Raw genomic sequence first — 22,767 nt, forward strand, 5'->3', positions numbered from 1 at the left:
GAGATCACGATGTCGCTGGCAAAAATCGAAACGCGGTTGAACGACAAAGTCCGCCAATTGCGGATGCAAGGTATCGGCAAAGGGCAAGAGAAAGTAATCACCGGCATCCGGCCTGCGGCAAACGGTTTCGGGCCGCGCTATTGGCTGGAAGGCGGCGGCGATACCGCTTATCTCAGGATGAATGCGAATGCGTATCTGGGCCTCGGGCTCGACCCGCGCGTAATCCGGAGCGAATCCGAAGCGTGCGACCGCTTCGGCACGGGGCCGGGCGCGGTTCGCTTCATCAGCGGCACGTATCAACCCCATGTCGCGCTCGAAAAAAAACTGGCCGAATTCCACGGCCGCGAAGCCGCCATGCTGTTCAGCGCGGCCTACGCGACGATGCTCGGCGTGCTGCCGCAACTGATCGAGCAGGAAACGCTGGTAGTCAGCGATGCGCTGAACCATAACTGCATCATCAACGCGATCCGCCTTGCCCAACCGGCCCGGAAAGAAGTGTTTGCGCACGGAGACCTCGACGCGCTGAACGACATTCTGTCTTCCCATCGCGGCCGATTCAAACGCGTCTGCGTGGTCACCGACGGCGTATTCAGCATGCGCGGCGACCATGCAGCGCTCGACCGGATCGAGGCGATCTGCAAACGGCATGAAAACGCTTACGAACAAGGCATCCTCACACTGGTCGACGATTCGCACGGGATTGGCGCCTTCGGCCGGACCGGCCGCGGCACCGAAGAGGTCGTCGGCGGCAGGGCCGACGTGCTGGTCGGCACGCTCGGCAAGGCATTCGGAGTGAACGGCGGCTATGTCGTCTCCAGCGCCGCCGTGATCGCCTATCTCCGCGAAAGCGCGCCGCTGTATATCTATTCCAACCCGATCACGCCCGGCGAAGCGGCAGCGGCCCTGACCGCCCTGCAAATCGTGGACAGTCCGGAAGGCATCGAATTGCTGGAAAAACTGCGCCGATTGAGCCTCGGCCTGCGGGCCGGCCTGAAACGCCTGGGCTTCGAAACCCTGCCCGGCGAACACCCGATCGTGCCGATCCTGATCCGCGACACGGCCGCCACCGCCGCGCTGGCCGAACATTTCTTCGCGCACGGAATTCTAGCCGCCGGCCTGAATTATCCGGTGGTTCCGAAAGGCGAGGAAGAAATCCGCTTGCAGATCTCCGCGCACCATACCGAAAAGGATATGGAATATCTGTTGGAGATACTGGCAAAATTCAAGTAGTTCGCTGGTTCCAGACGCGATCGCCCCATTCGTGGGATCGTCGCCTCCCATGCGTAGATACTGTTATCCACGTCAAGCGTTATGAAGAGCAGCGTTGTAGGGCGTTTTCGCGATAGCAAAACGCCAACAGCCTTCAAAGCGAGGCGGATTGCCTGGCGGCGAATCCACCCTACAAGAGCTTGAGCGCGAATACGCTGCGCCTCGGCCTTCAAATAAAGCGGCGTCACTTTCCGGCCTTTCCAGTCAACCAACGATTGCTGCAAAACCCAATCCTTGTTTTCCGAAATCTGCTCCAGCCAGTCGAGCAACGCAACATCGCGCATTTGAATGCCGTAGCCTTTCGAAGCCAGATAACCGGGATGGGTAATTTCGCCAAGAATCAGCCGGCGCACGTCGGGCGGAATGTCTTTGCGGGATTTCAAATAACCCATGTTGGACGGTTTCTTGCCGGTTCCTAAAGCGGAAATGATGTTGTCGTCTAGTAAATGCTTGAGGTACAGCCTCGGCAAATACCCGCCTAGGTTCTGGTCGTAGGTTTCTTCATCGAGAAGCCCGCGGTCGACCAGCTTCTGCCCCACATCGATGATCGTCTTCTTCGTTTTGACAGCACTGGCCCGTATGGCCTCGTTCTTGATGATCGAGGGATTCGCATACTTGTTGGTCAGGTACTCGAACACATTGGCCTGATCCTCTCCGGCGTCTTTGAAGGCGTCGTAAATACCTCTGGCCACCTCGTCGACCTTGGCCAGTTTCCCCAGCGTCAAATACCGCTTCACGAGGTAGTCGTCTTTATTGGGCAGGTCTTTAAGTGGACCCATGCCGTCCAGCGCATGAATGATGTTGTCAAGATAGTGCTTTGCCCTATTCTTCAACTCATGTCGTGATGATTCGCTGTGATCACCGAGTAATTCATCAATGGACTGATTTTCGTTCTGTGCCCGGCTGAATTTGATGCCGCTTGAACTTTTGTCCGAATCAGGCGGCTTCCGGTACTTGACAAGATCACGGTCAGTCTTTAAGCTTTTGTTCCAAGCCCTAATTTTACTTGGCTCGCTGGCGAATTGGACGCCAGACCCCAGGTAAAACTTAGGGCTTATTTTTTGGTTGACGTACAGGGGCTTGTGATGGCCGCTCTCAATATATTTGTCAACTGGCATAACGCCACGGTCTTTTGCGTAAGCCGTCAACACTAGATGGCGATTTTTGGCTTCAGTACGCCCTTTGCTTTCCGCCTGCGGTTCAAGTGCAACGATAATTGCCTTACCATCCGCCGATTTCTCTGGCGCAATAATCGTCAGATGTCCATCCGACTGGCGTTCCAAAACAAGATTAGGATTTTCTAGCCATTCTGGGATCTTCTTCCATTGTTCTGCGGTCAGCGAATGGTTGTAATGGCCGTCGTCGACGGCGTGAGCTTCATGAACATAAACAGGGAGGTCTCCAAAGCCAATCAAATCCAACACGTCGCCACGATCAAGTATTTTGATTTCACGTAGACTATTGCGATTGATGTTTTGCGGATCGGCAAACAACTCATCGATTCGCTTCTCATACGCCTCTCGGGTCGTCTGGCTGCGGCTCGCCATCCTGTCCGCTTTACCATTCTCACCGGTTTGCTTTACGTTTGAGCTTGCAACCTTTGCCCCATATCGCGACATCGCCGCCAGATCGGCCGGCGTCAGCGACTTGATAAAACCCATGTCGAGCCCGGAACGAATCAGCGCCACACGGATTGCCGCAATGAAATCCTCGATCGCCTTCCGGACCATGCCGCCCAGTGAATCAGGACGCTTGCTGTACTCCGAAACCAGATAGGCGCGATATTCCTCGGCTTGGTCGGCGGCTGGCGTCTTAGCGTCCATCACGCGCCGGTATGCGGCCTTTTCAATCGCGCTACCACGGCCGGCCGCCGCATGTTTGAAACTGCGGTCGAGCTGGTTTTCAAAGCGGTTGATTGCGGCTTTCAGTTGCGGGTCGACGGCTTCGGCCCGGTGCAGGAGTTCGTGGGCCAGGACGGACGGCAGGTTATCCTGATTGAGCATATCAGCAACCAGATACATCTGGTCGTGCCGCCCGTCATAGAGCGCCTCGACGCCGGCCAGCTTGCTATATTTCGCAGTGATGCTGATATCTTCGTCCGAGAAAATGACATAGTTGTAATTTTCGCTTTCGCCGGATCGGCTTGTGGCGTCGAGGTATTTGATTCCGCGAATGCCGGCTCTGTGCATCCTATCGGCTCTGTCCTCTTTCTCGTAAGAGCCATCACCAGGACGGACGGCAACATCTCCACCCATAACGTCATCGGGATTACGTGGCCACATACCCAAAACTTTAAGAGCCTTCTTAATCTTATCGCTCTGCTCACTCAGCGGCTTATCCCAAAGCAAATACTCGTCTTGTTCGGGGGCAAGTTCAACTTGGTATAGACGACCTTGATTGGCCAGGGCCTGTTTTGTCTCATCAGATAAGTCATAATCATCGGGGTGTTTTAATGCCGCAGAAATAGCTTGGTGTGGGTAGTCAAACCCCAGCCAATCATCATTCTGCAAGGCAATCAATAGCTCCTTCTGCGCATCACTCAGATTGGGATTTGTCAGCATTTCATCAACTGCATCACCGGGGGTCGAATACTCATCGTATGAGTCCCTCGCCAAGTCAATGAAGTCTCTGGCACTGAGCCCCTTGCGGTAATACTCAGCAATCCCTTTACTATCTGCAAAATAAAGCCCGTAGCCGAACGCCTGCGCGCCCTCACCTTTGCCGATATGTTCCAGACTGAACCGGTCAAAATCGTGTGGTGTGCCATGCCAGGCCGCATGATACAGCGCTGTGCCGCGCTCCTGTAGATAGGCCGGAAGATCTTCGACCGATTGCACTACTTTCAACTTGCCGGCATCGAGCAGCCGCTTGACGCGCTTGGGCAGCCAGGATTTAACGTCGGCGACGGTGCTGCCGCTTACCGGCCGATCGGTTTTCGACGACAAGCTTGTATTTTGGTCTGTATCCGTTATACTTGTTTCATCCGCCTTGGCCTCTGGGATTAAGAGGGTCTGTTTATCAGATGACGCGCTGGGCCCGGCGCGCTCCCAAAGCGGTTTTTTATTTTTGAACTGATCGTCTCTTCCTGGGGTTGCGTTTTTAATCTCGTAAAATTCCCCATCTTCGCTTGGCTCTAGTTGAATAGCGGCAAACTTTAATTTGCCTTTGTCTTCAACCAAAATCAAACTTCTGCTGTTTGGCTTATCGCTTTTGTGAATGCGCGTAAAATTGCGCGTAATTTCATTAATGAAATCAATAGCACTATCAAACCCAAGCGCCTTAATGTCGTCCTGATGACGAAGTTCAATATGCACCAAGCCTTCCTTTTCATCGCCATAACGTAAACGAATTTTTGCCGGCTGCCGGCCTATTGTTGTCGAAATATCTTGAGTGATCTCTCCAAAATCTAAAGAGCCGTCAGGAGATGAAACGAATGTCTTTGGATGGGTATTTTTAGTAGATCGGCTGAACTTGATCCCGCCCTTATTTTCGGCGCTGCTGACAGCATCCCCATGCAAGGGATTGCTTGGGTCTTCGGAGACCGGCGCCATCTTCTTCAACTTGTCGGCCACGGCCGCCAAATCCGCCGACGACTTGGCCTTGCTCAACGCGATCTTGATCTTCGCCATCTCGCCGACCACGTTGTCTTTCGCAAATCCCTTTAAATAGTCGTGTCCCGCAATCATCAGGTAATAGTCCGGATGCGCCGCTACATCGCGCCGAAATTCATCGGCGTCAACTGACAGGATCTGAGAGACAGGGCGGTAAGAATCAAGGAGAATCCGCTGGGGGAATGGGGCGTCAATGCCATGGATGCCGAAAGGCATATGCTGCGGGGCCATATGCTGCGCGAGCATTATCATGACGTTAAGCGGGCATTGGAATACGGAGAGCCGGTGTCGCGGGAGGTGTTGAACGACTACCCGGATTTGGCGGCCGTAGCCGACAAGTTGAAGAAGATGGCGCCGGTCTCCGAAGACCCAAGCAATCCCTTGCATAGGGACGCTGCCAGCAGCGCCGAAAATGAGGGCGGGATCAAGTTCAGCCGCGCCATCCAAGACGACCTCGCCTTTGCGCAAGAAGTGCTGAATGAGCTGGCGGAGGTTGACGAGTTCTTCCGGTTTCCAGTTAGTCCAAAGACCACGCTTGATGGCGTGATGAAAGACATTGCGCCAGACTTTGAATTTGTTGGCGAGGATACGCGGGAAGATGAACGCAGCGAGTCCGGCGCGGATCGGCGCTTTGTGTTTAAGACCGACAAAGGCAAGCCGTTTTATGTGTACGAACGTGGTGATGAAATTTGGATTGATGTCAGTCGGTTAAGTACGGGCGAGGGCGGTGCGGCGATCTATCACGCCCTGGGCAATTACGCGCATAATGCTGACAAAGTGTTTGTTGGCGACCCCGCAGGGCTGAGCGATGACGCGGTAATCCGGCGTACGGCTAATATGCTGTCACTGGCTTTACGTTTGGGTACGACCGATTTTATGGAGCCAAGCATCGAGCAAAGGCGTGGGATTCCAGAGATTGGCGTTGTGCCGTTGAAGTGGCAAGGCAGTGACGTTGACAAAACACAGTCATTGATTCAGACTTTCCTTGCTAATCTGCAAAAATCAATTTCCAGAATTATAAGGATATTCAGTATGACTTCGGAAAAAGACAGTTTGTACGATCCATTGACGGACAACCCGTGGACTGGGCCAAGTTCGATAAGTACCAAAAGGAGTATGGAGTTGGACGAGCAGCGCGAGCAGGTTCGACAACGACTCGTCGCGGCGCATTCCTCCAGTCCCTTGTATCAAGCGCGGGCGGAGAAAGATCTGGAATACTGGAACACGTTTTACGTGGGTCGCGTCAGTTAGTCAAACAAGGCGGGCTCGACCGCCTATTCTCCAAATCCCCACCCACCACCGGCAGCACCGTCGCCGACGTTAAATCCTGGCTGCCCAAGCGCGTCAAGCGGCTGCTCGATGCCGGCAAGTTGCGCGTGGAACAAGCCGCCGCCGACGTACCGCAAACCGCCGAATCGATCGATGCCGGCGGCGTCGAGGGCTTTTACGCTCCCGAAGTCGCGGGTGATGTGGGATAGCGGCGATTACATTCCGTTTTACCGGGTGATCGAGGACAACGTGAAAGGTCCGCGCGGACGGCGCGGATTGACGCACCAGACTTCCGGCATTCGGCGATTGAAAGGCGGCACGGCCAGTTTGGGCGATCCGCTTGAAAACATCGTACGCAACTTCGCCCATTTGATCGATGCCAGCCTGAAGAATAATGCCATTCGTAAGGTGGCCGACCATTTCGACGGCGCCGACATCCTGAAGGAAATCCCGCGCATTCAGAGCCGTAGGCTGGGCTGAAGGTACGAAACCCGGCTTTTCCCAACGCCGGCAATGCCGGGTTTCCGCAAAGCTCCAACCCGGCCTACACAGCTGAAACTTGAACATCGACAAACTTCGAAAGTCGACACGAAGTCGTCGCTCCCACGGTAAAGGTAACGGCATTACGCCCGTTATCCTTCTCATACCACCGTATCAGGTCAGCCAAAAGTGAACATCCTAAAAAGTGAATCCGGAAAGCGGGTTTTCCAGACAGTTTTAAATTAAGGATACCGTCGGTTCATGTTGCGCGCCGTAAAAGAACGATCCCTCTTTTTTTCTCGCCCGCTTGCCGTTCCGGAAAGGCTCGTTTAACATGCCCGCTTTAGGCAACTCTGCCTCCAACCGCTTCTGAATCTCAAGAAGGACAAGCCCTATGAAACCTTTTCATAAGCCGGGCGCACCCGGCACCACGGCGCGCAAATCCTCGAAAACTCCTCCTTTCATTCCGGCCGCGGCGCTAATGGTGCTGGTCGGCTGCGCGGCGACCAGCGTTTCGGAATTGAATGACTCCAAAGCGACGGCCGGTTACGATCCGAAAGACACCGACAAGCTGTTCGTGGTGGACTGCCTGTTGCCGGGACAGGTGCGCAAGCTTGGCGCGAAGGCGATGTATCTGACCGCGCGGCGGCCAATCCAGACCACCGCCGGCGACTGCGAAATGCGCGGCGGCGAATATGTCGCTTACGACCGCGCGAATGCGGCCACGTCGCTGAAGATCTGGCTGCCGCAGGCGCAGCAGGGCGATCCGGAAGCGATGGTGAAGGTCGGCGAAATCTACGAAAAGGGCCTCGGCGGGATGGCCGATCCGAAGCTGGCCGCCGAATGGTATTTGAAGGCGGCCGAGAAAGGCGATTCGCAGGCGCAGATCAACCTGGGCTATCTGTATGAAAAAGGCCTCGGCGTCAAACAGGACAAAGCCACCGCGTTGAACTGGTACCGCAAAGCTTCCGGGCTGGCCGGTTCCGATCTGCAGTTTTCGAGCGTGATCGAGGCCAATTATCAGCAGCAACTCAGCCAACTGCGCGAAGAATCGCAAGGCTATAAAGCGGAAGCCGAAAACCTGCGCGCCCAACTGGATGCCACCCGCCAGCAGCTTGCCGAGCAAAAACAGCAGTCGAGAACGATCGAACGGCAGCTCGACGAAACCCGCGGCCGACTGAAACAGGAAAAAGGCAAGGCCAGCCGCAACGAGGCGCTGATCCAATCGCTGCAGCAGGAAGTCGATACCAGGCAGTCAGACCTTAAAAACCAGCGGCAACAGGTTTCCCAACTGGAAAAACAGTTGAAGGAAGAAGAAAGACAAATCAAGAGCCGCCCGAAAACCCAGACGATCGCTCGCCAGGAAACGGTAGCCACACCCGATACCGAAGAGCCCGGACAGGTCGAAGAACCGCAAACCCAGGCTTCGGAAAGCCGGCTGGCCGAAATGGAAGCCCGCATGAAATCGCTCGAAACCGAGTACCAAGCCAATGCGGCGCATATCAACATGGAAGTCAGTACCATCGAGGAGAAGGCCGGACAAGCCGGCACGACGCAGGAAAAGCTGGCGGTCGAGGCGCGGCGCGGCAAATTGTCCCGCTCGAAGAGCGAACTGATCGCGCAAGGCCAGCAGATCAAGGAACTGAAAAATGCGATCGCGAATGAAAAGCGTAATCTGGCCCAGCCGTTGACGGTCGCGCAGGGAGGGCCGGCAATCGAAATCCTCGATCCGCCGGTCAAGTTGACCCGGGGCACGGCGCCGAGTTTCCGTCTGCGCTCGGCGACCAAGATCAAGGAAATTGTCGGCCGGATTTCGGCACCCGGCAGTTTGAAGAGCCTGAAGATCAATCAAATGACCGTCCAGCCCGACAAAGACGGCCTCTTCAAATCCGAAATCGCGATCGCGTCGGCCTCGACCCCGGTCAAGATCCTCGCGACCGACCGGCAAAACCGCCGCAGCCTGATCGCCTTCAATCTGCTTTCCCCAACCCAGACAGCCGCACAGACGTTCGACGAAGCGCCGGAAAGCACGATTTCAAGCACCTACCCGTCGGTCAATTTCGGCCGCTATTACGCTTTGATCATCGGCAACAACAATTATGCCAGCATGCCGACCCTGAACACCTCGGCCAACGACGCCAAAGCGCTGGATGAAGTGCTGCGCTCGCGCTACGGCTTCAAGACCAAACTGCTGGTCAACGCGAACCGGCACCAAATCATGACCGCTTTCAACGACCTGCGCCAGAGCCTGACCTCCCAGGACAATCTGCTGATTTATTACGCGGGCCACGGCGAAATCGACAAAAGCGACGAAAGCGCCTACTGGCTGCCGACCGACGCCGAACCGAACAATACCGCGAACTGGCTGTCCAGCTTCAACGTAACCAAATATCTGAACGTGATTCCGGCCAGGCATATTCTGGTTATCGCGGATTCGTGTTATTCGGGTGCCATGACGCAGGGCGCGATCGTCCGCCTGCCGAAGGACATGCCGGAAGACAAGCGCGAAAAATGGCTCAAGTTCATGATGAACCGCAAGGCCCGCACCGTCATGACATCGGGCGGCGAGGAACCGGTGCTGGATTCCGGCGGCGGCAACCACTCGGTCTTTGCCAAGGCGCTGTTGGCCGCGCTGAATTCGAACAAGGGCATGATGGTCGATTACGAGCTGTTCCGGATCGTTTCCGGTCAGGTCAAAAAATCCGCCTCGATGGTCGGCTTTCAACAGTCGCCCGAATATTCCGCCTTGCAGCATGCCGGGCACGAAGGCAGTCCCTTCTTCTTCGTACCTAAAAGTTAACTCGATTACGAGCCGTTTATGAACGACAAAAACCCCGACGATGATGCCGATGATGTGACCCGGATTGCGCCGCGACCGCCTAATCCAACGGCCGGCCAAGCAGCGGCTTCGGCAAGCGCGGCGGATACCCAGGATGCGAAGACGCGCTTGAGCGCTTCGTTCCGTACGCAGCCATCGGCCCCGGAAGACGATGCGACGGTCATTGCCGCCGTCAAAACCGGGACTCAGCCGCCGGCGCCCGCAAACCCGCCGAATGAAGATGCCGAGACGATCGTCGTGAGTCCGGCGCCCGCTACGCCCACGCCCGCCACTTGGCGCACCGCGGCGATGGCCAAGACGCTGAGTTTTTCCACCGGTTCGCCCTCGGCGCCGCTGACCATCGGCTCGGTGATCAAGGACCGTTTTGTGATTAAGGAAATCATCGGCTGCGGCGGCATGGGCACGGTATTTCGGGCCACCGATTTACGCCGGGAGGAAGCGCAGGACGAATCCCCGGATGTCGCCATCAAGGTATTGAACGAAGAATTCCGCCAGGACCCGGAGCTGTTTATCGCGCTGCAGCGGGAAACCAAAAAAACCCAGCAACTGGCGCATCCCAACATCGTGACAGTCTACGATTTCGACCGGGACGGCAGCAATGTCTTCATGGTGATGCAGATTCTGGAAGGCCAGTCGCTGCGCCAATACATTCGCGAACAGGCGCCGGATGGCCTGCCCTTCAAGCAAGCCTGGCCGATCATCAAAGGGCTGGCCCTGGCCTTGGCTTACGCGCACAAACACAATATCGTCCATTCCGACTTCAAACCCGGCAACGTCTTCATCACGACCGGCGGCGACGTCAAAGTGCTCGATTTCGGCATCGCCTGCGCGGCGGCCCGTTCGGACCACGACAAGACCGTTTTCAACGCCCGCGACCTGGGCGCGCTGACCCCCGAATACGCCAGCCTCGAAATGTTCGAAAATCAGCCGCCGGACCCGCGCGACGATATTTATGCACTGGGCTGCGTCGCTTACGAACTGCTGACCGGCAAGCATCCGTTCGGCAAAATCGAGGCGCCGAAAGCCTACGCGGTCAATTTGCAGCCGCCGGCCATCCCAGGCCTGAAGCGGCGGCAATGGAATGCGCTGACGCATGCGCTCGCGTTTAAAAAAGCGCAGCGCACGCCCTCTATTCCTCAATTCATCAGCGAATTCGAACCGCGATCGAGGATCACCTGGATTTTATCGGCAATCACCGTGCTGGCGCTATTGAGCGCCTCGGGCGCTTACGTCTATCTCTACTACAATGTCGATCCCCTGGCCGACAAGGTCATCGCGTTGACGCCCGAACAGGAACTCAAAATCAAGGACCTGCTGGAACTCGCACAGATTCACTACGATGTCGGCTTCATCACCGCCCCTTCCGGCAGCAATGCGCTCTGGGCCTATCGGCAGGTACTCGAAATCGATCCATACAACAAAGCCGCCAAAGCAGGACTCGAAAAAATCGCCAACCTGTGCGAGCAACAGGCGGAAGAATTGTTCGCCCAAAACAGCATCACCGAAAGCATGGCCAAGATCGAAGAAGGGCTGGAAGCGGTGCCGAAACACGACGGCCTGCTGGCGTTGAAAAAGCAGATTCTGGAATTGGAAGGCCAACAATAAAAGCGCCTCGCGCAACCTTGAAGTCCATACCGCGACGCGCCCTATTGCTTGGTTGCCTGACGCTGTGGCTGGCCGGTTGCGCGACTCCCGAAATCCGCCTGGACCGGGAAGCCGAACGACTGCATTTGATTCGGACCGTGGTCAAGGGCAGCGATTTTGTACATGTCGCCTATCTGAGTCGAACGCAGAACCAAACCGGCGAACTGCACGTCTACCTGGACGGCGACGGCTCGCCCTGGCTGCATCACCGCTGGATTTCGGACAATCCGACCCCGCGCAATCCGCTCGTGCTCAGGCTGATGGCGCAAGACCCGATGCCCTCGGTTTATCTGGGCCGTCCGTGTTATCACGGCTACGGCGCGAAACCGCCCTGCTCCGCGGATCTCTGGACCGGTCGGCGTTATTCCAAAACCGTCGTCGAATCGATGACGGCCGCCTTCCGGCAAATCCACCGGTCATTGCATCCGCGCAGAACGGTATTGATCGGCTTCAGCGGCGGCGGCGCCCTGGCGATGCTGATGGCGGAACAACTGAATATTGTGAACGGCATCGTCACGATCGCGGGCAATCTGGACCCTGACGCCTGGGCCAAGCATCACCATTATTCGCCGCTGACCGGTTCGGAAAATCCTGCCAGGCGGCCACCCTTGCCCAAAAACATCTTCCAACTGCACTTGGCCGGCGAAAAAGACACGAATATCCCGCCGGATTTGATTCATCCGGCCGTACGGCGCCAGCCTTCGGCAAAATGGGTCGTCATCCCCGAAGCGGATCATGACTGCTGTTGGGAGAATCGATGGCATGCGATCCTGGACATGATCGCAACGCGTCCGGACCCGCCCGGCCCGGAATAATTCAGCCCTGCGAACCTGAACAGGTCCCGCCCGTTTCTAAACCGGCTTTGGTGTTTCCTTCAATAGCAGCGGCGGAGCGAATTTGAAACCGAAATATTTCGGATCTTCCCCGATCACCGCGGCCGAAAAGATATAGAAGACATAGTCGTAGGTTTCTTTCGGAATCTGGTATTGGCGGATGAATTTCCAGAAATTCCGGTCGCGCGGATTGTCGGGCATCTTTCTGATCATTTCCTTGACCCGATTTTGCCCGTAATTGTAACTGGCGATCACTAACAGGCCCGACGCCTGCGCCTCGGTCCCGTAGATCAGCTTTAAATATTTCGCTCCGGCCCGGGTCGCGCGGTCGAAATCGAAGCGCTGATCCTGCTCGTCGTATTCCCGGGTCGCGGCCAGCGGGCCGGATTTCAGCCCGAAATCCTCACCGGTCGACGCCAGCAGCTGCCACGCGCCTTTCGCGATCCCGAAGCGGGTTTCCGGGCCGACCGCCATCCTGTCGTAGCCGCTTTCCTGCAACGGCAGATAAATGAAATGCGGCGGCAAGCCTTCCTTTTCCAGAGCCGCCAGGATCATCGGGGCATAACCGTTGCCCTCCAGCGCTGCCATCGCCTGCCCAATGCGCGGCGTGGATTGCCAGTACTTGATATAACGCTTGACTTCTTCGACGAAATCCTCGGGCAGCTCCAGTTCGCTTTCGCCGAACTCCCGGGCAACCCTGACGATCAGTTCTTCTTCGTAACGCGCCGGGCTTAGAAAACGGATACGCAGGGATTCCGCTTCCTTCACGTACTCCTGGTACTTGACCTTCATCCGTTGCAGCCGTTTGCGCTCCTCCGCCAGCCGCAGGCTCTCCGCGGCGACTTTTGCCTGTTCGGCCTTGATGCGTTCCTGCTCGGCCTTCAACTTTTCCTGCGCGACTGTCTTGACCGTCTGTTCGAGCACTTCCGCGCTGGATTCGATCGTGATCTCGGCACGCGACAGGCTGACTTCGAGCGTTTTGATATCGTAAAACAAATCGATCGCCAGGGCGCGGGCATTGGACAGCGCGATCCTTTGATACACCGCCATGCCGCCGGCAACCAGAAACAGCACGGCCAGAACCGTGATCCATTTATTGTATTTTTTGCTTCGGATCACTCGGTCTTCGCGAATCAGCGTCCGCACCATCCGGGTGTATTCGCCGGCATCCTCGGCCTCCTCCTGGGACATCAGCCGATTCCTGACCGCCTCTTTGGATAGATGGTGTTTTTCCGCGGCTTGTTGCGTCAGTGTGACCGAAGAAGGAGCCGGCGGCGTCGGAGCTTTGTTCGGGCTCGGTCCTTTGGCCGGCTCCCGCCCGGCCGCCTGAATTTGCAGAAAAATCTCTGCATTGCCCACCCGCACCCGAGTCGGCAGCGCCAATCGGGCTTTTTGCTCCATCCGTTCGTCACCGATAAAAACTCCATTCGCGCTATTCAGATCGACAAGCCACCATCCGCCCTGTTCCTGTTTCACTTCGAGGTGGTGGCGGCTTATGTCTCCGCTCTCCAGCACGACCGAGTTGTCATGCGCGCGCCCGGCGGTAAATCCCTCGGCAAAATGATAGTCTTTCAGCGTTCTGCCGGTGCTGTCCTGGACAAAGACCCGCAAACCGGAGCGGAATATCACGGTCCGGTCGGCGTCCTGCACGGCGGGCGGAGAGAGGGACGGCTTGAAAACGGTTTTATCGTCCTGCATCGGATTGGCTGGCCGGGCCGGAGTAAGGAAACTTGGTGAAGGCGTTCAACGAAAATATTCGCCGGCGGAGGACAGGCATCATTTTGAAAATATCACTTCGATTGGACGGACCGAGTCCTCAACCGGTCCAGAAGCCACGCAAGGCCGCAGGCGGATCGGCAAGCGACTGAAACCTTGCCAGACGCGCGGCATTGCCGTTGCGGTGGCTCAGGAAGGGCATGATTCCGAGGCCAAGAATTTTTTCCGCTGCCCGATCGGTCAAATGCGTTTCCGCGCACGGCAACAGCGTTGAACCGCCGTCCTGTTTTAAAATGTACGCCGGCAGATCGTGGATTTGCAAGTCATCCCCAGGCCGCATCGCATCGCCGCGCCCAAGATAGGAACGACCCAACAGCAATGCGCAAAAAAAAGCCGGGTTACCCCATAAAAAGTCCGCATGGGGGTAAGGTTGTGCAGTCTCCTCAAACGCAAAAGATTCGACCGGATCGGAATCGCCCCCGTACGGCAAGCGCAGCAGAATTCGGGGCAACGCCAAGCCAAGCCACGGAGCGATCGGCGTCTGCCGCAACGCCGCCCAACGTTTTTCCGCCTCCGGACTCATCTCGCTCCAGTCGTGAGGATCAGGCGATTCGGCCAGGACGCGGCACCCCAAAAGTCCGGAATCGGCCGCAGCGATAAAGGGGCCGCCGGCCTGAGATGACACCAAGCCGCACGCCGCCAGCAAAGCGACGTCTTCAGGATCGCTGCCGAAGGTATAATTTCCGATTATCGCGGACCAGGATTCCCCGCCGAACGAACCGGCGTTTTGCCCTGCCAGCAGGCGATACAAAGCGGAGCGGCTCAGGTTTTCCCTCGCAGCGCTTATCTCTTCGAACAATTCATCCTTGCCGACATCCAGCAGATGCAACGAAAGATGCTCCCCGGTTTCGAGATTCGAAACCAATATCCACATCGCTCTCCAAGCCGCTTCGAGCGCCTGAAAATCCGGCCGATGCAATAACTCCCGCATTTTCACGCTCAACGCCTCGTCCGCCGCTTTGAGGTAAACGGCTTTGAAAGGCCCGGGGTCGGGCACGATATACTGAGCCACGATCTGCTCGATATACCGGGCCGTAACCGATGCGCCTGGATTCTTACGGGAACCTTCAGGATGCACGGCGCGCCCTCCGATCAGGCGATCAAAGGTCGCCTGATCGTCTTCGGGTGGGGACGGTTCCCCGTCGGTTACCGGAGGCGCCGCAACTTGCATCAGGCCGCGCAACATTTCCGCCGCCTGCGCAAATGTCGCGTCGTCGTTCAGCCGCTTCCTGACGCGGGCAAGCTCCTGGAATATTTCGAGATTTCGGAACAGCGTATCGGGATGGAAGTCGTCCATCTGCCGAAACGCGAGTTCCACGTCGGCATCGAGATGCAGGCGAGGCGCGATCCGCGCCATCACCGCATCGAAATTATCGATGTCCACCTGATGAATGACGCGCTCGCCAAAACCTTGCCGCTTCGCTTCCCGTCGCATACCGGCCCCGCTGAAGTCGCCCAGGATCAGGATACGCATCGGCCAGTCCTAAAATTCGCTGCACACGCCGAGATTAATCGAGTGCTCGGACAGGTTTTCGCGTCCCACCATCGCTTCGTAAAACAGGAACGCAGAGAGCCCGTGCGTGAACGTCGCCGACATGCCGGCGCCCAGGTTCGCATAGTTGCGGTCCGGGTTGTCGCTGACGACGGTAAAGACGTTCTGCGCGGGATCATTGTTGAACTGCCAGTTGACCAGTCGTACTCAAAGCCCAACTCCCGCTTCGTCGCATCCTTGTCGCCGGCATCGAAGTTGCCGTTCATGAACACGCCGAGCCTGTCGAGCGAGCTGTCCTTGTCGCCGCCGGCACCGCCGCTGGACTGGCCGGGGAGGCCTGCAGACGCCAGCAGGTTGGGACCGCTCACCCCGCTGACGATGAAGCCGCCCCAGTCGCTGTGGCGCAGCAGCATCAGCCGGTTCTTGACGTTGCGGAACTGCTGGTTGGCAACCGAGATCGCCAGCGTCGACTGCGCCAGCGCTTGATAGGGAGTCAATTGCGCAAGGGCCTCGAAATTAGTTGATTCGTTAGGCCCGCCAAAAAGGGCATTGGCACAGGTACTGGAAAGATCCAGCTCTGCCAAAGTCGGAAAAAATCGGGCCGCTGAAACTTCGGATTGTGAATTCTGATTAAAATATATGCTGCAGGGATTCGCGAAAGCCGACTCGATACTTCCCAGCGGGACCTCGGCCGTCAAAACCGCATGCGCGGCATAACGAAGCAATCTGGGTGCACGGCAATCCGGTAATTGGCCTGAGGCTGAATTTTTATGAAGATTTAGGGTTGGCGTCATGTTACTCACACTCTGTAATTGAAAATTGCCCATGACTGAAAATTTTATTGCAGGATCCGTCGGCGGTTGGCACGGTTTAAAAAGAAGTACGGGAACGGCAGGTAAAAAATCCGTATCAAACCCAGCGTCCGCCCCCATCCCTCCGTCAAAACCGGCGTCCGTCAAACATTTCAATTAGGTTTTCTTGCCGAATTCAAGCTTTATTAAAACCGTAAAGCTCTTTAAATTCACATACATTAAACCCTTTCTTAAAGAGTTTTTCAAAGTTTTTCGCAGGCGACCGAGACGATGACTACCGAAATATTATCCCTGCCCCCTCTCATTTCCGCTTCGCGAACCAGATTCCGAACAATCTCTTCCGGGGACCCTGCCATGCAATAAGCGATGATATCCGCATCCGCGAGTTCCTTGATCAACCCGTCGCTGCACAAAATAAACAAATCCCGATCGGCAATTTCTCCTTCCCCAGCGTCGAGCTCCAGCAGCTCATCCGCCCCGACCGCACGCGTAATCACATTTTCATGGACCGGAACGGCTGAAGCCTCGGAGGCGCCAAGCCCGCCGTCCGCTATTGGCGGTGATAAGGAGTGATCCTGGGTCAATTGCTCGAGAATCCCTTGCCGGTAACGATACAAACGGCTGTCGCCCGCCCAAAGGTAACGGAAGTGCTTGCCGGATATCAGCAACACTACGATCGTACTGCCGATAATCTGGCCATGGCCCCGACTTTCGGCCATACGCAGCAGTTCGCGATTGACCGACTGCAGGCATGCCTCGACCCGTTCCTGATAGCGGTCAATGCCATCTTGGCCGGAAATCTTCGCCAGGGCCGCTACCGCGGTTTTGCTCGCAACATCCCCCGCGCTGTGCCCGCCCATCCCATCGGCCACCGCCCACATCCCGGCCTCGCACCTCTCCAGGATCGCGTCTTCATTGAGCTTACGCCGCATCCCGACCACGCTCAACCCGGCGCTCTCCGTCACCCATTTTGCGCCCGAGCGTCGTAACGGGGCACGCGTCTCCCGGCCGCGCGTAATCTCTCCGTGCTCCCAAACCGGATCGCCCGCGGCCGGTCCGGTTGAAGAAGCTTCGGCCTCGATCGCTGGTTGCGAAACCTTGGTGTCCGTTACCGGCAAACTCCCGGCCAAGCTAAGATTCGACAAGTTCCATTGGCGATTCGGCCATACGCCATTCAGAAACCCGACAAAAGCATCGACCGGCGGCATCCCGTCGCAGAGCAAAAAGGAAGTCTCTGAAGCTTCAAGCGCGGTCGAGCGCCAGTAGCTGCAACGTTCCAAAAAACGTGCGCCCAACCGGCTCCCAATCTGGCGCAAGGCCCGGGGCGTATCCGCGGCCGTATCGAGCCGGAAATGAAAAGCCTGTCGAGCCGAAGCGGTATCAAGCCGCTCCTGGCCATAGCGAATCGGCTGCACCGAAACGAATTCGCGAAGATGCAGGCGCTCTAACCTGCCATCAAAACTGTCCAGGTCGAAATCATAATCGAGCGAAAACAGCGCCAGTTGGGACAACGCCTCGAACCAGCTGCAATCGGGCTCGAACAGATCGGTCAACGGCCAGTTATTGACTTTCGCGGCCAGCGTCAGCGGAAAATACCGCCCTACCCTGTCGACGCTCGGCATCATGACCCCGGCCCAGGCATCGTTCCCGCACAGACCCGCCGGCAGGGCGAACTGCCAGATCGGACTAATTAGAAAGGTATCCAGCCAGGCCGGACCCAATTGCTCGCGGCTGGCGGTCAAACCCGCCTGCAGCCATTGGTCCCAGGGTTCGATAAACTGGCGCGGCAAACGCCGGGATAAAAAGTCGCCGTGGCTCGGGATCTTGCCGTAAAAGCCCGGCGCGGATTGCGGCTGAATCACAAACCTTCCGGACAACGGAAACTTTGCAGTTCCCGCAGATTGAATGGGTTCGTCACGCTGGCCGCGCGCAGCTCATAGCGCGCGCTCATACCGTCCAGTTGAAACGTCAGATTGAATTTTTCCGGCGCCGAAGTCGGTTCGATCGTCGCTTCGTCGAGCAACCGGAAAAAAGCCCAGGTGCCTTCCTTACTGCGGCTGGCCTGACGCCCGTCGAGACTTTCGAAGACGATCCGCACACCCTGGCTGGGAGTCGGCCCAGGCCACTTCAGACTGGTGGCCTGTTCCGGACCGTGCCGATAAACCGCCTCTTGGCCTTCGATTTGCAGGCGGAAGGTCCCGACATTCGTATCGAGCCCCTGCGGTTTCAGCTCGAATTGCACCTGAGGCGAAGGCCCGGCGGCGAAAAAGGCATCCCGGATCTTGGCCGCCAGCTGAAACCGACGGATTGACTCCTGCGACAAACCTAACGGCTTTTCGGCCACCATTTCAGACCAGACGGGCCTGCTGGTGTCGACAAAGGGTTTTAGATTCGCCTGGAAAAACTGGTCCATCAGCCCGGAAGGCGCAAAGATTTTCGAAAAATCGGCCAGCAGGACGTCCTGATTCGTTTTCACATTGAACGGATAACGTCCCGTTAAAGCCGCTTTACAGGGCGAGGCGACGGCCGTTTTGACCATTTCGCTCAGCTGGCCCTTGGCTGCCGAAGACAGTTTTTGCCCACCGCTGTTCACGACGATTTGCAGCCAGCCTTTCAACGGTTCGGGCAGGCGGGCAAATTCGAGCTGCGCCTGTTTCAGCACGTCCGTGCCGGCGCCGCTAAACAGGCTCGCCTGATTCTGCAAGGCCTGGCCGCCGGTATTGGCGCTGCTCAATTGCAGAAAGTAATCGCGCAGGCTTTTCAATTGCTGCAATACCGAATCCAGCGCTACCGGTTTATCCGGCCCGCCGCGCACCAGATTGTTCAAAGGCTCGAACTGCGCCTCCGCCGCAAGGGCCGGATCGGGCCCGGCATCGACGCCGGCCGCGTTTTTGGCCAAAGCGAGCAATTGCGAGGTCTTCGTATCCGGCGACTTCAATGCGCTACCGACCGCTTTCGCCATCGAGTCGCTGGCCTGTTTGCTTAACTGACTGAATGCCGTATTCGCCTCGATGCCGTCCAGCAATTTGCGCAAAGGACCGTCGGGCCTGGACAGAATGTCGAGCATCTGGGCGGTCTGGCTCGTCGTCAACGCGGGTTGAAGCTTCAGCTTGGCGATCAGGTCCGACCAGACCGTTTTATATTCGTTGACGTACAGCTTCTTCAATTCGGCATGCAGTTTTTCGACTTCCGCGATTTCCAGTCTGGCCTGACTGCCCAGCACCCAGTTCTGCTCGACCGCATCCTTCACGAAATCGCGGCTTTTGGTCAAAAACAGCTCTTTATAGCCGTAACCGGTGAACACCGCCGGGATCGCATAAGACGAAAAATCCTTGCCGTCCGATAGGGTGAAAACTCGCGCGCCATCCACACCGAGGGCCTTGCCTAATTGGAAATCATGCGCCTGGTCGAGCGATGTCTCCGACTTGAAGCGTGAATAAATCTGGCCGATCAGCGGCACCTGCGTCAGCTTGCCTCTAACCGAGTTCACGAAAGCCTGATCGATCTGCACCGGGTCGAGCTGCAGTTTGAGCAGGTTATCCAGATACCCGGCCAATTGGGCAACGGCTTCGGGATCGCCGGCGTATTGCAGGTCCCAGTCCGCGCGCACCCAGGCCATCGCAGTTTCCGGCACCAGCCGGTCAGTCTGGTTGAACATCAGGTAAACCTTCAGCAGCTCATACAGCACGTCGAGTTTATTGCCTTCAGCCCCCTGCATCCGCTCTTTCAAACGCAGCATGATCGAAGGCAGAAAATACTCGCGCAGCATTGCCTCATAGGCATGGCCTGCGGCCGCCTCGATCTTGTCGCCCTGCGACAGGCCGTATCCGGTCCATAGCCCGGCCTCTTTGTATACATTCCGCGCCGTCTGCAAAATATTCAGACGCGGCAACAATACCCGAAAATTATCCTGGGTACTGCTTGCGGACATTTTGATCGTGCGGTATTGCTCAATCTGTTCTTCGATCTGTTCCAACGCGGCCCGATTGTTGAAATAGCTGACCGTCCAGAGCGAAATCACGGCCAAAAAAACGAGCCCGGCGCCGGCATAGGCGCTCAGCTGCAGTAAGCGCGTCCGTTTTTCCAGTTTCGGATCCTGACCGGCCAGTTCCGCTTCGGGAAACAACACATCCTTCAGCAGGCGCGTCAGAAAGAAACTCTTTCCCTGGCCGCTGTACATCGGGACAGCCTGCCGGTCCAGGTGAAAAGCGCCGGCCAGGATGCCCAGCATCCGGTCGATCGGCGTGCCTTCCTGGGTACCGCTGGTGAAATAACAGCCGCGCAGGAGTACCGGCTGCTCATACCGGTTTGCCGCGAAAGTTGCCTGTAAAAAATCCAGCAGCGCGGGTTTCAGCAATGTCATTTGCTGCGGGAAATCCAGAATCGCGCCACGCCGGCGCACATCGCGCTCGTCCTGAATCCGTCCGATCGTCAGATTCTGCAGGCGCTGCAGCAATTCGTCATAGGAATCCGCGAAACGCGCAGGTAAATCCTGATCGCCGGTCAGGGTGTCGGCCGAAAAGGTTTCTCCCCAAACCTGGGCGCGCTGCTCGGGAGTCAGATCGGCGAAAAAATCGTTGAAGCCAGCCACCAGATCGGCCTTGGTAAACATCATATAGACCGGCAGCCGTACGCCGAGATGCTGATAAAGCTCATGAATCCGCGCACGCACGGCCTTCGCATGCAGCAGGCGCTCCTGCTCGGACTGCTGCAGCAGATCGGAAAGGCTGGTCGCCACGATCACGCCATTTAACGGCCGACGCGGACGGTATTTTTTGATCAGCGCCAAAAATCCGGCCCATCCGGCCGCATCGACGGCCTTGTGGCTTTCCTGAGCCGTATAACGGCCGGCCGTATCCAGAAAAACCGCATTATCGGCAAACCACCAATCGCAATTGCGCGTCCCGCTGACTCCTTGGATCGCATGTTTGCCGAGCTTTTCGGCGAGCGGAAAATGCAGGCCGGAATTGATCAGTGCAGTCGTTTTGCCGGAGCCGGGCGGTCCGATGATCGCATACCACGGTAATTGATAAACAAACTGGCCAGAGGATTTACTGCCTGTGCGCGATTTTTTCAATACCGCAAACGCGTCCTCGAAGCCTTTACGCAACATATCGACTTCATCGGCCGACGCTGCCGCCACATGATCACTGTCGCCGGTGACCAATTGCTCGACCAGTTTTTTCTCGGTGCTGCCGGCACGAAGCTGCATGACCAGCCGAAAAATCACCCAAATCACGAACAAAGCGATAATTACCAGTATCCTCGCCGGCGCCGACTCCAGCGGCACGCTGCCGGCGATCGCGATCAGCGGCCCCGCGAACCATACCAGGCAGCTGAGCGCCGCCAGCCCTAGAAACTGAATCACCCATTTATTGGTAAAAAATGCCTTGAGCTTTCCCATTTGCGCTCTCACAAAATCAGTAAATCGACGCGACGATTGATCGCCCTGTGCTCCGGCGTATCGTTCGGGATCAACGGCTCGCTTTCGGCCCGTCCTTCATAGCGGATCTTCCCGCTTTGCGTGGCCAGACTATTCAATATTTCGCTGACCTGCTTGGCTCTCGATTGCGACAAATGCCAGTTGGAAGGAAAGCGCGCCGACACGATCGGTTTGTCGTCGGTGTGCCCGGTCACCAGCACATTGTCCTTGCCGGCAGCAAACTCATCCGCGATCTTTCTCAGCATCGGCCTGAATTCCGGCTTTAACTGGTCACTGCCGGAGGCAAACGAGTTTCGGATCCGAAGCAGCCGGTCGTCGACGACTTCTACCATATTTGCCGCAATTTCATTCGCGAGCAGCCGCTTGAAACGTTCCTTCCGATCCGGATCCGCCGGTTTTACGACCGGCGCCGGAATCGCCGCGTGCGCGATCTCGACCGGCTGTTTGGCCAGCGCGAACAGGTCCTTATAAATCTGGTCGGACCTCGCATTCAATGCCAGAACAAACCCGATGTAAACCAGAAGCAAAAGCACGCCCAATACCGCGCCGACCACCCAGAGCGGCACATACCGGACCAGCGCATTGCGCACGTCCTTCAAGCCCTGCCAGCGCGGCGACAGTTCGCGTTCGCTATCGCCCTTCACGCGCTGAATCAACTGATACAGTTCGGCGCGGTATTTCTCCAGCGCGTTCGCACCGTTCGTCAATATCCGGTACTTGCCTTCGAATCCCAGACTGATAAAAAGATAGGTCAATTCGATCAGCACCAGATTCTGGGCCGGCTGTTTGACCAATGCCGCGACAATATCAAAAAACTTTTCACCGCCCCAGGCTTCGCGATGGAAAGAGATCAATAAACTTTGCTGACCCCACTGGCTTTGCGAACCCCACGGGGTATTCAAAATCGTTTCATCCAGAAAGCTGCACAGCGCATAACTGGCCATACGGGTATGGTCGGCGCTGATCCCGGATTGCAGCAACCGGTTTTCAAACAGAGTCACTTCGTTGCTCATCCGTTGGCGCAGTTCCTCAACCGCCGGATACACCGCGGTTTGCCGCAGCCGCCCGGCCAGCGAGATCAGCGACAGCGCCGCCGCAACGATCGGATTCTGCTTAAACTCGGCAGGGGGTAGTTCCACGGGGGCTGTGGGACGGTAAGATGGTGCCGGAGAAATGGGGGGCACCGGCGGAATATCCGTTACCGTCGGTGCGGCGGCGGGCTTGCGTCCACCCGGCATCGGCCGGATGATCGTACGATCGCCGTCATCGAAGGGTCCTGAAGGATTGCTTGGATTCATA

At 57.0% G+C, this 22,767-nt stretch carries 12 protein-coding genes and 2 pseudogenes; 7 read left to right on the forward strand and 7 right to left on the reverse strand.

Going from position 1 to position 22,767, the window contains the following annotated elements:
• Positions 1–9 precede the first annotated feature (9 nt).
• Positions 10–1,230 carry an aminotransferase class I/II-fold pyridoxal phosphate-dependent enzyme gene (locus METAL_RS14875; RefSeq protein WP_005373554.1) on the forward strand — a complete coding sequence of 407 codons (1,221 nt, stop codon included), beginning with the start codon at positions 10–12 and terminating at the stop codon, positions 1,228–1,230.
• On the opposite strand, the gene METAL_RS21095 is transcribed toward METAL_RS14875, so the two are convergent.
• Entirely contained in the window at positions 1,122–5,126 is a 4,005-nt protein-coding gene (locus METAL_RS21095; protein WP_169740939.1) for a MuF-C-terminal domain-containing protein, read from the reverse strand. The genes METAL_RS14875 and METAL_RS21095 overlap by 109 nt on opposite strands.
• A gap of 102 nt (positions 5,127–5,228) precedes the next feature.
• On the opposite strand from METAL_RS21095, the pseudogene METAL_RS22205 reads away from it, so the two are divergent.
• From METAL_RS22205 to METAL_RS14910, 6 genes and pseudogenes are all read left to right on the forward strand, one after another.
• A pseudogene (locus METAL_RS22205) lies at positions 5,229–5,801 on the forward strand (hypothetical protein); the annotation flags it as partial.
• Positions 5,802–5,944: 143 nt separating this feature from the next.
• Positions 5,945–6,013: pseudogene (locus METAL_RS22210) on the forward strand (hypothetical protein); the annotation flags it as partial.
• A gap of 334 nt (positions 6,014–6,347) precedes the next feature.
• Positions 6,348–6,629 (forward strand): hypothetical protein, encoded by a 282-nt coding sequence (locus METAL_RS14895; protein WP_031429647.1) that lies wholly within the window; start codon positions 6,348–6,350, stop codon positions 6,627–6,629.
• Positions 6,630–7,023: 394 nt separating this feature from the next.
• Entirely contained in the window at positions 7,024–9,429 is a 2,406-nt protein-coding gene (locus METAL_RS14900; RefSeq protein WP_005373558.1) for a caspase family protein, read from the forward strand.
• An 18-nt stretch (positions 9,430–9,447) separates the two neighbouring features.
• Positions 9,448–11,073 carry a serine/threonine-protein kinase gene (locus METAL_RS14905; protein ID WP_005373559.1) on the forward strand — a complete coding sequence of 542 codons (1,626 nt, stop codon included), beginning with the start codon at positions 9,448–9,450 and terminating at the stop codon, positions 11,071–11,073.
• A gap of 44 nt (positions 11,074–11,117) precedes the next feature.
• The gene (locus tag METAL_RS14910) at positions 11,118–11,927 is read left to right on the forward strand and encodes an alpha/beta fold hydrolase (protein ID WP_213069397.1); all 810 of its coding nucleotides are present in this window, start codon (positions 11,118–11,120) and stop codon (positions 11,925–11,927) included.
• A 36-nt stretch (positions 11,928–11,963) separates the two neighbouring features.
• On the opposite strand, the gene METAL_RS14915 is transcribed toward METAL_RS14910, so the two are convergent.
• From METAL_RS14915 to icmH, 6 genes are all read right to left on the reverse strand, one after another.
• Positions 11,964–13,643: an FHA domain-containing protein gene (locus METAL_RS14915; RefSeq protein ID WP_005373561.1), complete on the reverse strand. Its 1,680-nt coding sequence runs from the start codon at positions 13,641–13,643 to the stop codon at positions 11,964–11,966.
• 118 nt (positions 13,644–13,761) lie between these two features.
• Entirely contained in the window at positions 13,762–15,195 is a 1,434-nt protein-coding gene (locus METAL_RS14920; protein ID WP_005373563.1) for a type VI secretion system contractile sheath domain-containing protein, read from the reverse strand.
• A complete protein-coding gene (locus METAL_RS22020) occupies positions 15,183–16,040 on the reverse strand; it encodes a hypothetical protein (RefSeq protein WP_342633113.1) in 858 nt (285 codons plus the stop codon). The genes METAL_RS14920 and METAL_RS22020 overlap by 13 nt, the downstream gene beginning before the upstream one ends.
• Before the next feature lie 227 nt (positions 16,041–16,267).
• Positions 16,268–17,887 (reverse strand): type VI secretion system-associated protein TagF, encoded by a 1,620-nt coding sequence (gene tagF, locus METAL_RS20105; RefSeq protein WP_005373568.1) that lies wholly within the window; start codon positions 17,885–17,887, stop codon positions 16,268–16,270.
• Positions 17,884–21,429, reverse strand: coding sequence for a type VI secretion system membrane subunit TssM (tssM, locus tag METAL_RS14940; RefSeq protein WP_005373569.1), 3,546 nt, complete (start codon positions 21,427–21,429; stop codon positions 17,884–17,886). Before tssM ends, tagF begins: the two co-directional genes overlap by 4 nt.
• Before the next feature lie 8 nt (positions 21,430–21,437).
• A complete protein-coding gene (icmH, locus tag METAL_RS14945; protein WP_005373571.1) occupies positions 21,438–22,766 on the reverse strand; it encodes a type IVB secretion system protein IcmH/DotU in 1,329 nt (442 codons plus the stop codon).
• Position 22,767: the final 1 nt, after the last annotated feature.

The organism is Methylomicrobium album BG8, from assembly GCF_000214275.2.
Taxonomy (GTDB): domain Bacteria; phylum Pseudomonadota; class Gammaproteobacteria; order Methylococcales; family Methylomonadaceae; genus Methylomicrobium; species Methylomicrobium agile.

What these genes read in the sequence shown, in the direction of transcription:
- METAL_RS14875 (WP_005373554.1), top strand. Translation starts at nt 10, where the DNA reads ATGTCGCTGGCAAAAATCGAAACGCGGTTGAACGACAAAGTCCGCCAA.
- METAL_RS21095 (WP_169740939.1), bottom strand. Translation starts at nt 5,126, where the DNA reads ATGCTCGCGCAGCATATGGCCCCGCAGCATATGCCTTTCGGCATCCAT.
- METAL_RS14895 (WP_031429647.1), top strand. Translation starts at nt 6,348, where the DNA reads ATGTGGGATAGCGGCGATTACATTCCGTTTTACCGGGTGATCGAGGAC.
- METAL_RS14900 (WP_005373558.1), top strand. Translation starts at nt 7,024, where the DNA reads ATGAAACCTTTTCATAAGCCGGGCGCACCCGGCACCACGGCGCGCAAA.
- METAL_RS14905 (WP_005373559.1), top strand. Translation starts at nt 9,448, where the DNA reads ATGAACGACAAAAACCCCGACGATGATGCCGATGATGTGACCCGGATT.
- METAL_RS14915 (WP_005373561.1), bottom strand. Translation starts at nt 13,643, where the DNA reads ATGCAGGACGATAAAACCGTTTTCAAGCCGTCCCTCTCTCCGCCCGCC.
- METAL_RS14920 (WP_005373563.1), bottom strand. Translation starts at nt 15,195, where the DNA reads ATGCGTATCCTGATCCTGGGCGACTTCAGCGGGGCCGGTATGCGACGG.
- METAL_RS22020 (WP_342633113.1), bottom strand. Translation starts at nt 16,040, where the DNA reads ATGGGCAATTTTCAATTACAGAGTGTGAGTAACATGACGCCAACCCTA.
- tssM (WP_005373569.1), bottom strand. Translation starts at nt 21,429, where the DNA reads ATGGGAAAGCTCAAGGCATTTTTTACCAATAAATGGGTGATTCAGTTT.
- icmH (WP_005373571.1), bottom strand. Translation starts at nt 22,766, where the DNA reads ATGAATCCAAGCAATCCTTCAGGACCCTTCGATGACGGCGATCGTACG.